Below are 12,126 nucleotides of genomic sequence, written 5' to 3'. Positions count from 1 at the left end.
CGGATGCCTGCAGTTGCAGACCGAAGTCTGCGTTTATTGGTTGTTATTTTTTCTGGCGGTATTTGCGCAGCGCTGCAATCTGGGCGGCCATGACGGCCAGTTCGGACTGCGCCATGGCGATATCAATATCGTTCTTGGCGTTTTTCAGAGCTTCTTCGGCCAGCGCCTTGGCGGCGGTGGCCTTGGCTTCGTCCAGATCCTTGCCGCGAATGGCGGTATCGCTCAGGACGGTCACGCAGTTCGGCTGCACTTCCAGCAGGCCGCCGGCGACAAACACAAACTCTTCCGTGCCATCCGCCTTTTCAATGCGCACGGCGCCCGGCCGGATGCGGGTGATCAGCGGCGTGTGGCGTGGGTAAATACCCAGTTCGCCCGCTTCGCCTGGCAAAGCCACAAACCGGGCCTCGCCGGAGAAGATGGACTCTTCTGCGCTGACGACATCGACGTGGATGGTATTCATACGTACTCCAATTTAAAAGATGTGAAGAAAGTTGGCGCATGAACCAAGCCGTCACGCGGCTGGCCCAAACGCCGGCTTTACTTACATCTTCTTGGCTTTTTCGAAGGCTTCATCAATGGTGCCGACCATGTAGAAGGCCTGCTCCGGCAAATGGTCGCACTCGCCGGCAACAATCATCTTGAAGCCGCGAATGGTTTCGGCCAGGCTGACGTACTTGCCGGGCGACCCGGTAAACACTTCGGCAACGTGGAAAGGCTGCGACAGGAAACGCTGGATCTTGCGGGCACGGGCCACGGCCAGCTTGTCTTCAGGCGCCAGTTCGTCCATGCCCAGAATCGCGATAATGTCGCGCAATTCCTTGTAGCGCTGCAGCGTACCCTGCACCGCACGGGCGGTGTTGTAGTGGTCTTCACCGACGACAGCCGGTGACAGCTGGCGGCTGGTCGAGTCCAGCGGATCGACCGCCGGGTAAATACCCAGCGAAGCGATGTCACGGCTCAGCACCACGGTGGAATCCAGGTGGGCAAAGGTGGTGGCGGGCGATGGATCGGTCAAGTCATCGGCAGGAACGTAAACGGCCTGGATGGAGGTGATCGAACCGACCTTGGTCGAGGTGATGCGCTCTTGCAGGCGGCCCATTTCTTCAGCCAGCGTTGGCTGGTAGCCCACGGCGGAAGGCATGCGGCCCAGCAGTGCGGACACTTCGGTGCCGGCCAGCGTGTAGCGGTAGATGTTGTCCACGAAGAACAGCACATCGCGGCCTTCGTCACGGAATGACTCGGCAATCGTCAGGCCGGTCAACGCCACGCGCAGACGGTTGCCCGGTGGCTCGTTCATCTGGCCATAGACCATGGCGACTTTGGAGTCTTCGAGCTTTTCGAGGTTCACGACGCCCGAATCGGCCATTTCGTGGTAAAAGTCGTTGCCTTCGCGGGTACGCTCACCGACACCGGCAAACACGGACAGGCCCGAGTGCGCCTTGGCGATGTTGTTGATCAGTTCCATCATGTTCACGGTCTTGCCGACACCGGCGCCGCCGAACAGGCCAACCTTGCCGCCCTTGGCGAACGGGCACACCAGGTCAATCACCTTGATGCCGGTTTCCAGCAACTCTTGCGATGGGCTCAGTTCGTCATAGGCAGGGGCCTTGCGGTGAATCGGAGCGGTCAGCGTCTGGTCAACCGGGCCGCGCTCGTCAATCGGCGCACCCAGCACGTCCATGATGCGACCCAGCGTGGCCTTGCCCACGGGAACGGTGATGTTCGCGCCGGTGTTGTACACGATGTTGCCGCGGCGCAGGCCGTCAGACGTGCCCAGCGCGATGGTGCGCACAATGCCGTCGCCCAACTGCTGCTGGACTTCAAGCGTCAGGGCAGAGCCTTCCATCTTGAGCGCGTCATAAATCTTTGGCATCTGGTTACGGGCAAACTCCACGTCCACCACCGCGCCGATACACTGAACAATCTTGCCCTGGATGCTTGTGTCCACTAGAGTCTCTTGAGCCATGACCGAATCCTTTTCGTTCTTTAAATCTTGAATGGCGGCTTAAACCGCTGCAGCACCAGCAACGATTTCCGAAAGTTCTTTCGTGATCGCCGCTTGACGCGTTTTGTTGTAAATAAGCTTGAGTTCGCCAATCACGCTGCCGGCATTGTCGGTAGCTGACTTCATGGCGACCATGCGGGCGGACTGTTCGGAAGCCATGTTCTCGGCCACGGCCTGGAACACCAGCGCCTCGACATAGCGAACCAGCAGCTCGTCAATCACGGTTTGCGCGTCCGGCTCATAGATGTAGTCCCAGCTATGCTCGGTCTTGTCGGGCTGCATCCGGTCCGCCGTCAAGGGCAGCAGTTGCTCCACTACGGACTCCTGCTTCATCGTGTTGATGAAACGGGTGTAGCAGAGGTAAACCGCCTTGATCTTGCCTTCGCTGTACGCGTCGAGCAACACCTTGACGGGGCCGATCAGCTTGTCCAGGTGTGGCTTGTCGCCCAGTTGGGTGGCATGCGCCGCGACCTTGACACCAATGCGGTTCAGGAAACCCAAACCCTTGTTGCCAATGGCGACCGCCTGCGCATCTTCACCGGCAGCCTGCATGTCCTTAAGCTTGGTCGTCAAGAGACGCAGCACGTTGGTATTCAAACCACCGCACAAGCCCTTGTCGGTCGTCACCACGATAAACCCGGTGGTCTTGGCGTCGTTGGACTCCATGAACGGATGGGTGTATTCGGGGTTCGCCTGACTCAGGTGAGCTGCAATGTTACGAATCTTGTCGCTGTAAGGACGGGCGGCGCGCATCCGTTCCTGCGCCTTGCGCATCTTGGAGGCGGCCACCATTTCCATGGCCTTGGTGATCTTGCGGGTGTTTTCCACCGACTTGATCTTGCCGCGTATTTCCTTGCCTGCTGCCATATGGGCTCCTACTGGGTTCTAGACACTTGCCAAACTTTGATCAAGTCGGCTAAGCTTAGGCAAACGTTTTCTTGAACGCAGTGACCGCTGTCGTCAACTCGGCCTCGGCATCCTTGTCCATGGCTTTGTTGGCTTCAAGCTTGGCCATCAAGGGCGCATGCTTGTCCTTCAGCCAGGCGTGCAGGCCGCTTTCGAAAGCCAGCACCTTCTTGACATCCACATCATCCATGAAGCCCTTGTTCACTGCGAACAAGGTGGCACCCATGGTGGAGACGGACAAAGGCGAATACTGCGACTGCTTGAGCAACTCGGTGACGCGGGCACCGCGGTCGAGTTGCTTGCGGGTGGCTTCATCCAGATCGGAAGCGAACTGCGCGAAGGCAGCCAGTTCGCGGTACTGGGCCAGATCGGTACGGATACCGCCGGACAGGTTCTTGATCAGCTTGGTCTGGGCAGCGCCACCGACGCGCGACACCGAGATACCGGCGTTGATGGCGGGGCGGATACCGGCGTTGAACAGGCTGGTTTCCAGGAAAATCTGGCCATCGGTGATCGAAATCACATTGGTCGGCACGAAAGCGGACACGTCGCCGGCCTGCGTTTCAATGATCGGCAGCGCGGTCAATGACCCGGTCTTGCCTTTCACGGCGCCTTTGGTGAAGTCTTCAACATACTTCTCGTTCACGCGGGCAGCGCGTTCCAGCAGGCGGCTGTGTAGATAGAACACGTCGCCGGGATAGGCTTCGCGGCCTGGCGGACGGCGCAGCAGCAGCGATACCTGGCGGTAGGCGACGGCTTGCTTGGACAGGTCGTCATACACAATCAGCGCGTCTTCGCCACGGTCGCGGAAATATTCGCCCATGGTGCAGCCCGAGTAGGCGCTGACGTATTGCATGGCGGCCGATTCGGAAGCCGAGGCTGCCACCACAATGGTGTAGTCCATGGCGCCGGCTTGTTCCAGCGAGCGCACCACGTTCTTGATCGAGGAAGCCTTCTGGCCAATCGCGACATAGACGCATGAAACGCCTTTGCCTTTTTGGTTGATGATGGCGTCAATCGCAACAGCGGTCTTACCGGTCTGGCGGTCGCCAATGATCAGCTCGCGCTGGCCACGGCCGATAGGCACCATCGAGTCGATGGACTTCAGGCCGGTTTGCAGTGGCTGGTCAACCGATTTACGGGCGATCACGCCGGGCGCAACCTTTTCGATCACGTCGCTCAGCTTGGCGTTGATCGGGCCTTTGCCGTCGATGGGCTGACCCAGTGCATTGACCACGCGGCCAAGCAGTTCAGGACCAATCGGGACTTCCAGAATACGACCCGTGCATTTGACGGTGTCGCCTTCGGCAATGTGTTCGTACTCGCCCAGAATCACGGAGCCGACCGAGTCGCGCTCAAGATTCAGCGCCAGACCATAGGTTGGCGTGCCATCTGCCGTGGCAGGAAATTCAAGCATTTCGCCCTGCATCACATCGGACAGGCCGTGGATGCGGACAATACCGTCGGCCACCGACACCACGGTGCCCTGGTTACGGATGTCGCTGCTTGCGGCGAGGCCTTCGATACGGCTCTTGATCAGTTCAGAAATTTCTGCGGGATTGAGTTGCATGACTCTTTCCTTCTTTCTATGTTATTGGCTAAAAACCCGGGTGACACTTGCGCGTCAGTTCAGGCAATCAGCGCCATTTTCATTTGTTCCAAACGGGCTTTTACCGAAGTATCCAGCACCTCGTCACCCACGACCGCGCGAATTCCGCCAATCAGCGAGGGATCAAGTTCAACCTTGATGCCGAGCTTGCGCCCAAACCGCTTTTCGAGCACTACTGCGATGTCGTTCAAGGCCTGCTCGTCCATCGGAAAAGCGCTGAAAACGACGGCATCGGTCATACCGCCTGCCGCGTTCTTGAGCGAACGAAACTGGCTGGCAATCTCGGGCAGTGCAGACAAACGACCGTTTTCGATCACGAGGCGCAGGAAGTTCCTGGCAGCCTCGGGCAAAGGATCGTTTGCATTGCTGGCCACACCGGCCACCACGTCAAACACCTGATCCACGCTGACCTTTGGACTGTCGGCAAACTGGAGCAACTGGGCATTTCCAGCCACAGCCGCCAGTTTGTCCACCCAAAGGGCAGTTGTGGCCAGATCGGAGCCCTGCGCCTTGTACAGCGCATCTGCATAAGGGCGGGCAATGGTTGCAAGTTCAGCCATAGTTGTTCTACCTTGCTTTGCTTACAGCTCGGTTTTCAGGCGGCTCAGCAAATCGGCATGAACCCCGGCATTGACTTCCTTGCGGAGAATCTGCTCGGCGCCCTTGACCGCCAGCAGGGCAACCTGCTCGCGCAGCGCCTCGCGGGCCTTGACCGTTTGTTGACCGGCTTCAGCCTGGGCTGCAGCAATGATCTTGTTGGCTTCTTCAACCGCGCGGGCTTTGGCATCTTCAATGATGCCTTGGCCCCGGCGGTCTGCATCTGCCAGACGGGTAGCGGTCTCGGTGCGCGACGTTGCCAGCTCCGCTTCCACGCGCTTGTTGGCGCTGGAAAGTTCGGATTTGGCTTTGTCGGCGGCAGCAAGGCCGTCAGCGATTTTCTGTGCCCGCTCGTCCAGCGCTTTTGTGATTGGTGGCCACACGAACTTCATCGTGAACCAGACCAGGATCGCAAAAACGACAGCCTGCAGGAACAGGGTGGAGTTAATGTTCACGGCTTATTCCTTATCGAACGTACCAGGGATTGCCGAAAAATTAACGCAGGACAAACGGATTGGCAAATGCGAACAGCAGGGCAATAGCAACACCGATCAGGAAAGCAGCATCAATCAGGCCGGCCAAAATGAACATTTTGGTTTGCAGGTCGTTCATGAGTTCAGGCTGGCGAGCCGAGGCTTCCAGGAACTTGCCACCCATCAGGGCGATACCGATAGAGGCGCCGATAGCACCGAGACCGACGATCAAACCACAAGCCAAAGCGACGAGGCCGAGAATGTTTTCCATGATTGCTCCAAAAGATGAGAGGAAAGGTAAAAAGAAAAGGGAAAAGAAAAGCTAACGACGAGAAGAAGAAAGCTTAGTGTGAATCGTGGGCCTGCCCCACGTAAATCAACGTCAACATCATGAAGATGAAGGCTTGCAGCGTGATCACCAGGATGTGGAAGATACTCCACACGGTTCCGGCGACAACATGCCCGAATCCCAGCCAGAACATACCCGTGAGGGGGTTGAACTGCCAGGCCCATGTGCCGCCCATCAGGGCGATCAGCATGAAAACCAGTTCACCGGCAAACATGTTGCCGAACAACCGCATGCCATGGGACATGGTCTTGGCGGCAAATTCAATCATTTGCATCAGGAAATTGATCGGGTACAAAAACCAGTGGTCGCCGAAAGGCGCGGCAATGAGTTCATGCGCCCAGCCGCCAAGGCCCTTGATCTTGATGTTGTAAACCAGGCAGACCAGCAGCACGCTGGAGGACAAGCCCAGCGTGGTTGACACGTCAGCCGTTGGCACGACGCGCATGAAATTATTGAAGCCCAGCGCGGGGCCGGCGTCATGCCAGAGGCTGGGGATCGCATCGACCGGCAGCATGTCCATGGCGTTCATCAGGAAAATCCAGACAAACACGGTCAGCGCCAGAGGCGACACCAGCTTGCGGCTCTTGGCATTGTGAATCACGCCCTTGGCCTGGTTGTCCACCAGTTCAGACAGGATTTCAACCGCCGCCTGGAAGCGGCCGGGCACTCCCGATGTTGCCTTGCTGGCGGCGCGCCACAAAAAGAAGCAGCCAATGACGCCCAGCAAGACCGAATAAAGCAGCGAGTCGAAGTTGAACAGGCTGAAGTCAACAATGCCGTGTTGCTCAACATTCTCAAAGAGAAATTTTTCTGCAAATGATGCAGGTGATGCTGGATGTACTCTCCAGACGTCGGGCCAGTTGTTCCAGCGTGTTCAGCAGCAGCCATAGATCACCAGTTATCAATGTTCAAAAATTATTGATCGACTTCTTGCGCACCGGGCGAAGCCACATGGCCACCCAGTACACCTTCATCGTCACCACAAAACCCGCCAGCAAAGCCAGCCAATTCAACCCTTCAACCAGCCTTGGCGCAGCAAAGAGCATCGCCACCGTCAAGGCAATCTTGACCATTTCCCAGATAAAAAACCCGACCAGCGCCGCATTTCCATGCATTGCCGATTTTTGACGCGACAGACCCCGGGCAAACAGTGCCGCGGGAATGACCACTGCCAGCGCACCATATCCAGCCGACCAGCCCATTCGCGCCTGGCCCGTCAACACCCAGGCCAGCAAAGCCACAAGAATGCCGACTCCGGCCTGCCCCGCCAGCACAACCCACAAAGAAGCAGGAGGATTTAACTCCCGAACTTTTTTCGCTTCTTCGCGCGTCAGGGGCTTGAACCCTTCGTCTTGCGCCTCATCTGTCACTTCTTCACTGCCTGAGCCAGTTGCCACTGCAGCGCTTTTGCGGGCAAAGTCTTTAGCGCTTTCAGAGTATTTAGCCGGTCCATCTGCCATTGTGTACCTCACAAATTACACGAAGGTTACGGGCTTCAACCCCAGCAAAGCCTCTGATTATACGTAGAAACCCCTGCTGTCTGGCAATAGCTTTGTGCCCATTCCGAATGGGGGCCAATTCATGGGCGTCTGATGATCAAGCTCCGGGGGCATGCCCCACAATGACGCCTCTGGCGTCCGTTGACTGCTGCCCTCCTCCCGAGCCATCGAGCGATTGAAAAGCATGTCGAATTGCGCACATTCCAATGAAAGACTCACGATGCCCGCCCTGATGAAATTCCTGCATGTTCTTGCCGCAATCGCCTGGCTGGGGGGAATCAGTTTCATGCTGTTTGCGCTGCGCCCCGCTGCGGCTGAACTGCTGGCGCCACCGCAGCGGCTGCCGCTGATTGCGCAAACGCTCAAGCGTTTCTTCAGCCTGGCATGGGCCGCCGTCATCGTTTTGCTGCTGTCCGGCCTGGCGATGCTGCTGGGCGTGGGCATTAAAAACGCACCCGCCGGCTGGCATGCCATGCTGGGTATTGGCCTGGTGATGTTTGCACTTTTCGGCCATCTTTATTTTGGACCTTTTCGCCGCCTTCAGCAGGCTGTCAATGCGGCCAACTGGCCTGAAGGCGGCCGGCGCGTCGGGCAGATTGCCACACTGGCCACGGTCAACCTGGGGCTCGGTGTTCTCGCCATTGCCGCCATATTTTTCATGGTTTGATGCTGTAGCGCCCTTGCAACAGGCGCCTGCGGCCTTATTTCAATCGCCTTGAAAGCATCGCCATGAACCCTGATCAGTTCCCTTTAATTCCCGCATTCAATTCACATCCATGACAACGTCCGCCGCCAGCGCCCTGCCCGATACGCCCTGCTACCTCAACGGCGACTTCAGCACGCTGAAGGACGCCAAGATCAGCGTGCTCGATCGCGGCTTCATCTTTGGCGATGCCGTCTATGAAGTCGTGCCCGCCTATGCCGGCAAGCTGTTCCGCTTCGGGCAGCACATGGCGCGCCTCGACCGCAGCCTGGCCGAGCTGCGCATCGCCAATCCGCTGACACACGCCCAGTGGCAGGGCATTGCTCTTAAATTAATAGCTGACCATGCCCTATCAACGGGCGCACAGACCCAAAAAGGCAATCAACTGATCTACATCCAGGTGACGCGCGGCGTGGCCATGCGCGACCACCCGATGCTGCCCGGCTTGACGCCCACCGTGTTCATCATGGTCAACCCGATGAAACTGCCCAGCGATGAGCAGCGCGCGCAAGGCGTGGCCTGCGTCAGCGCCGGCGATTTCCGCTGGGAAAAGGCGCATATCAAGAGCACCAGCCTGCTGGGCGCGGTGTTCTCGCGCCAGATCAGCGTGGACGCCGGCGCGCTGGAAACCGTGATGTTTCGCGGCGACCATCTCAGCGAAGCGGCCGCCAGCAATGTCTGGGTCGTCAAGCACGGCAAGGTGATGGGGCCGCCCAGGGACCACCTGGTGCTCGAAGGCATCCGCTATGGCCTGATCGAGGAAATCTGCCGCGCGGCCGGGATTGATTTTGAGTTGCGCCGCATCAGCCGGGCCGAAGTGCTGGCCGCCGACGAGTTGCTGCTGTCGTCGGCCACCAAGGAGATCCTGCCCATCACCCTGCTGGACGGCCAGCCCGTCGGCAACGGCCAGCCCGGCCCGATTTATGCAAAACTGTACGCCGCCTACCAGCAAGCCAAAGAGGAGTCATCGACATGAGCGCCGACAACGACAACACGCCCCCCAACCCGCCAGAAGCCGAAGCCCGCAAGGACTCGCTGATTGAATATCCGTCACTGTTCCCCATCAAGGTCATGGGCATCAAGGCCGAGGGTTATGTCCACGCGATCACCCATATTGCCCACCAGTTCGACCCGGCATTTGACGCATCGACCATCGAGCTGCGCGAAAGCAAGGGCGGCAAGTACCTGGGCGTGACCATCACCGTGACGGCCACCAGCCGCGAACAGCTCGACGAGCTGTACCGCACGCTGTCCACGCACCCGATGGTCAAGGTCGTGCTGTAGCCACAGCCCGGTGGGCCTCCTGACGAGGCCAGGCGCGTTACGCTATGAGGCTTACCTTTTTCCTCTATCCGCATGAACGACTTTTTCGACTACAACCTGCGCCATCCGCTGCCGCAGCAAAGCCCGCACCAGCCCCTGACCGAGGCCCAATGCGACGAGCTGTTCAAGCTGTTTGACGACGCCAGCCTGCCGGCCACCACGATGTCGGCCGAGATGGCAGACGGCTACCTGACCGCCTGCGTCGTCGGCCCTGTGCCAGTGCCCGCCCACGAATGGATGGAGGCCATTTTCGGCCAGCCCACGCTGCCGATTTCCGATGATCCCGAGCACCAGCACCGCCTGCTGCAGTTGCTGCTGCAGCGGCACCGGGACATCGCGGTGGCCACGGCGGTGGCACTGCACGACCTCACGCCCGACAAGCTGTTCGTGCCATTGAGCAGCGAAGTGGACGCAGGGGAACGCATTACCCCCTACCAGATCGACGAAAGCGGAAACCGCCAGGGCAACTGGGCTTGCAAAGACTGGGCCGACGGCTTTCGGTTCGCCATGCTGGACCACCCACAATGGGACGGCCTGACGAACAACCCCAAAAACTTTGACCTGCTCACGCCGATTGTGTTGTTCGCGGAAGGTTACAACCCCGACCGACCCGAGCTGCAGATTGACGAGCAAGCCAATCTGCCGGCCTTGTTGTCCCTGTCGATCTACAACATCCGAAGCTTCTGGAAGCTTCACAAACAAACGCACGCGCCTTCCTTGCGCGAAGCCCGCAAGGTCGGCCGCAACGACCCCTGTCCTTGCGGCAGCGGCAAAAAATACAAAAAGTGCTGCGGCGCCTGATCGATGCCGATCCTCGACTGGCTCAACCGCGCCCCTGCCTTGACCACCGCTGCCGTTTACCTGGGACAGGTCAAGTGCATCTGCATCGACCCGCCGTACAACACCCAAGAACTGAGGCGGACATAAGGCAAACATGAGCATCGACACACAACAACTCGGCCGGGTGGACTACCTGCCCACCTACCAGGCGATGCAGGACTTCACCGCCGCGCGCGACGCGTCCACGCCGGACGCGCTATGGATTTGCGAGCATTCTGCGGTCTATACACAAGGGCTGGCGGGCAAAATCGATCACCTGTTGAACCCCGGCGAGATTCCCGTGGTGCAAACCAACCGGGGCGGACAGGTGACGTTTCACGGCCCCGGCCAGGTGGTGGTGTACCCGCTGATCGACCTGAAGCGGGCCGGCTACTTCGTCAAGGAATATGTCTATCGCATTGAAGAATCGGTGATCCGCACGCTGGCGCATTTCGGCGTGACCGGCCACCGCGTTGCCGGTTCGCCCGGTATTTACGTGCGCATGGACGACCCGTTCTCGCACGCCGCGCTGAGCGGCCCGGTGCATCCGTCCGACCCGTTCCGGGGCCTGGGCAAGATTGCCGCGCTGGGCATCAAGGTCAGCCGGCAATGCACTTACCACGGCGTGGCCCTCAACGTGGCGATGGACCTGGAACCCTTCTCCCGCATCAACCCTTGCGGTTACGCAGGACTCAGGACGACAGACCTTTCTACAATCGGCGTATCGGCCAGCTGGCAGGAAGCGGCGGACGTGCTGGGCCAAAAGCTCGCCACCTACCTTGCGCCCTGAGTTGATGCCCTGTCCAAACCCCTCACCCCACCACACACACCATGAGCACACCCGAAGTCGTCCGCGAAGTCCAAAGCCTTGAAACCTACAACCCGCTGGCCAAGCAAAAGGCTGCCGCCAAGCTGTCGCGCATTCCCGTCAAGGTCGTGCAGGGCGAAATCCTGAAAAAGCCCGACTGGATTCGCGTCAAGGCCGGCAGCCCGAGCACCCGCTTCTACGAGATCAAGCAGATCCTGCGCGAGAACAAGCTCAACACGGTTTGCGAGGAAGCGAGTTGCCCCAACATCGGCGAATGCTTCGGCAAGGGCACGGCGACCTTCATGATCATGGGCGACAAATGCACCCGCCGCTGCCCGTTTTGCGATGTCGGCCACGGCCGGCCCGACCCGCTGGACGCCGACGAGCCGCTGAACCTGGCGCGCACGATTGCCGCGCTCAAGCTCAAGTACGTGGTGATCACCAGCGTGGACCGCGACGATCTGCGCGACGGCGGCAGCGGCCATTTTGTGGAATGCATCCAGCGCATTCGCGAACTCTCGCCCGGCACGACGATTGAAGTGCTGGTGCCCGATTTCCGCGGTCGCGACGACCGCGCGCTGGAAATCCTGAAAGCCTCGCCGCCCGACGTGATGAACCACAACCTGGAAACCGCGCCGCGCCTGTACAAGGAAGCGCGTCCCGGCAGCGACTACCAGTTCAGCCTGAACCTGCTGAAGAAGTTCAAGGCGCTGCACCCGGACGTGCCGACCAAGAGCGGCATCATGGTCGGCCTGGGCGAGACCGACGAGGAAATCCTGCAGGTCATGCAGGACATGCGCGACCACGGCATCAACATGCTGACGATTGGCCAGTACCTCGCGCCCTCAACCTCGCATCTGCCCGTGCGCCGCTACGTACACCCCGACACCTTCAAGATGTTCGAGGAAAAGGCCTACGAGATGGGCTTCAGCCATGCCGCCGTGGGCGCGATGGTGCGCTCAAGCTACCACGCCGACCAGCAGGCGCATGCCGCCGGCGTGTCCGACAAGCCAGCCGAGTGACTGGCCCGGGCCG

14 protein-coding genes and 1 pseudogene are annotated in these 12,126 nt (G+C 59.4%); 6 read left to right on the top strand and 9 right to left on the bottom strand.

Translation table 11 applies throughout. The features are described from left to right. Positions 1-43: 43 nt before the first annotated feature. The 9 genes and pseudogenes from ABLV49_RS01305 to ABLV49_RS01265 form a co-directional block, all read right to left on the bottom strand. Positions 44-460 (bottom strand): F0F1 ATP synthase subunit epsilon, encoded by a 417-nt coding sequence (locus ABLV49_RS01305; protein ID WP_011799689.1) that lies wholly within the window; start codon positions 458-460, stop codon positions 44-46. 81 nt (positions 461-541) lie between these two features. Next, positions 542-1,966, bottom strand: coding sequence for a F0F1 ATP synthase subunit beta (atpD, locus tag ABLV49_RS01300; RefSeq protein ID WP_029526500.1), 1,425 nt, complete (start codon positions 1,964-1,966; stop codon positions 542-544). A 39-nt stretch (positions 1,967-2,005) separates the two neighbouring features. Next, positions 2,006-2,872 (bottom strand): F0F1 ATP synthase subunit gamma, encoded by an 867-nt coding sequence (gene atpG / locus ABLV49_RS01295; RefSeq protein ID WP_011799687.1) that lies wholly within the window; start codon positions 2,870-2,872, stop codon positions 2,006-2,008. Between the two features lie 55 nt (positions 2,873-2,927). Beyond that, the gene (gene atpA, locus ABLV49_RS01290) at positions 2,928-4,481 is read right to left on the bottom strand and encodes a F0F1 ATP synthase subunit alpha (protein ID WP_349279870.1); all 1,554 of its coding nucleotides are present in this window, start codon (positions 4,479-4,481) and stop codon (positions 2,928-2,930) included. Positions 4,482-4,540: 59 nt separating this feature from the next. After that, positions 4,541-5,080, bottom strand: coding sequence for a F0F1 ATP synthase subunit delta (locus ABLV49_RS01285; protein ID WP_349279869.1), 540 nt, complete (start codon positions 5,078-5,080; stop codon positions 4,541-4,543). Positions 5,081-5,101: 21 nt separating this feature from the next. Further along, positions 5,102-5,572: a F0F1 ATP synthase subunit B gene (locus tag ABLV49_RS01280; protein ID WP_349279868.1), complete on the bottom strand. Its 471-nt coding sequence runs from the start codon at positions 5,570-5,572 to the stop codon at positions 5,102-5,104. A gap of 40 nt (positions 5,573-5,612) precedes the next feature. Further along, the gene (gene atpE / locus ABLV49_RS01275; protein ID WP_011799683.1) at positions 5,613-5,861 is read right to left on the bottom strand and encodes a F0F1 ATP synthase subunit C; all 249 of its coding nucleotides are present in this window, start codon (positions 5,859-5,861) and stop codon (positions 5,613-5,615) included. A gap of 73 nt (positions 5,862-5,934) precedes the next feature. After that, positions 5,935-6,827, bottom strand: a pseudogene (gene atpB / locus ABLV49_RS01270) (F0F1 ATP synthase subunit A). Positions 6,828-6,847: 20 nt separating this feature from the next. Further along, complete coding sequence (locus ABLV49_RS01265) at positions 6,848-7,399, bottom strand: ATP synthase subunit I (RefSeq protein ID WP_349279867.1); 552 nt, start codon at positions 7,397-7,399, stop codon at positions 6,848-6,850. 259 nt (positions 7,400-7,658) lie between these two features. Here ABLV49_RS01265 and ABLV49_RS01260 point away from each other — a divergent pair, with 259 nt between their 5' ends. From ABLV49_RS01260 to lipA, 6 genes are all read left to right on the top strand, one after another. Further along, entirely contained in the window at positions 7,659-8,105 is a 447-nt protein-coding gene (locus ABLV49_RS01260) for a DUF4149 domain-containing protein (protein ID WP_349279866.1), read from the top strand. A 109-nt stretch (positions 8,106-8,214) separates the two neighbouring features. Beyond that, complete coding sequence (locus tag ABLV49_RS01255) at positions 8,215-9,117, top strand: D-amino acid aminotransferase (protein WP_349279865.1); 903 nt, start codon at positions 8,215-8,217, stop codon at positions 9,115-9,117. Beyond that, complete coding sequence (locus ABLV49_RS01250) at positions 9,114-9,425, top strand: YbeD family protein (protein WP_349279864.1); 312 nt, start codon at positions 9,114-9,116, stop codon at positions 9,423-9,425. The genes ABLV49_RS01255 and ABLV49_RS01250 overlap by 4 nt, the downstream gene beginning before the upstream one ends. 72 nt (positions 9,426-9,497) lie before the next feature. Next, entirely contained in the window at positions 9,498-10,265 is a 768-nt protein-coding gene (locus ABLV49_RS01245; RefSeq protein WP_349279863.1) for a UPF0149 family protein, read from the top strand. A 133-nt stretch (positions 10,266-10,398) separates the two neighbouring features. Further along, positions 10,399-11,073, top strand: a complete 675-nt coding sequence (gene lipB, locus ABLV49_RS01240) for a lipoyl(octanoyl) transferase LipB (protein WP_349279862.1) — start codon at positions 10,399-10,401, stop codon at positions 11,071-11,073. Between the two features lie 41 nt (positions 11,074-11,114). Then, on the top strand, positions 11,115-12,113 hold the full coding sequence (lipA, locus tag ABLV49_RS01235; RefSeq protein ID WP_349279861.1) for a lipoyl synthase: 999 nt from the start codon (positions 11,115-11,117) through the stop codon (positions 12,111-12,113). Positions 12,114-12,126 lie beyond the last annotated feature (13 nt).

Origin of the sequence: Polaromonas hydrogenivorans, from assembly GCF_040105105.1 — a bacterium.
Lineage (GTDB): Bacteria > Pseudomonadota > Gammaproteobacteria > Burkholderiales > Burkholderiaceae_C > Polaromonas > Polaromonas hydrogenivorans.
The sequence above is the reverse complement of the archived record's forward strand: the minus strand, read 5'-3'. Positions and strand labels throughout refer to the sequence as shown.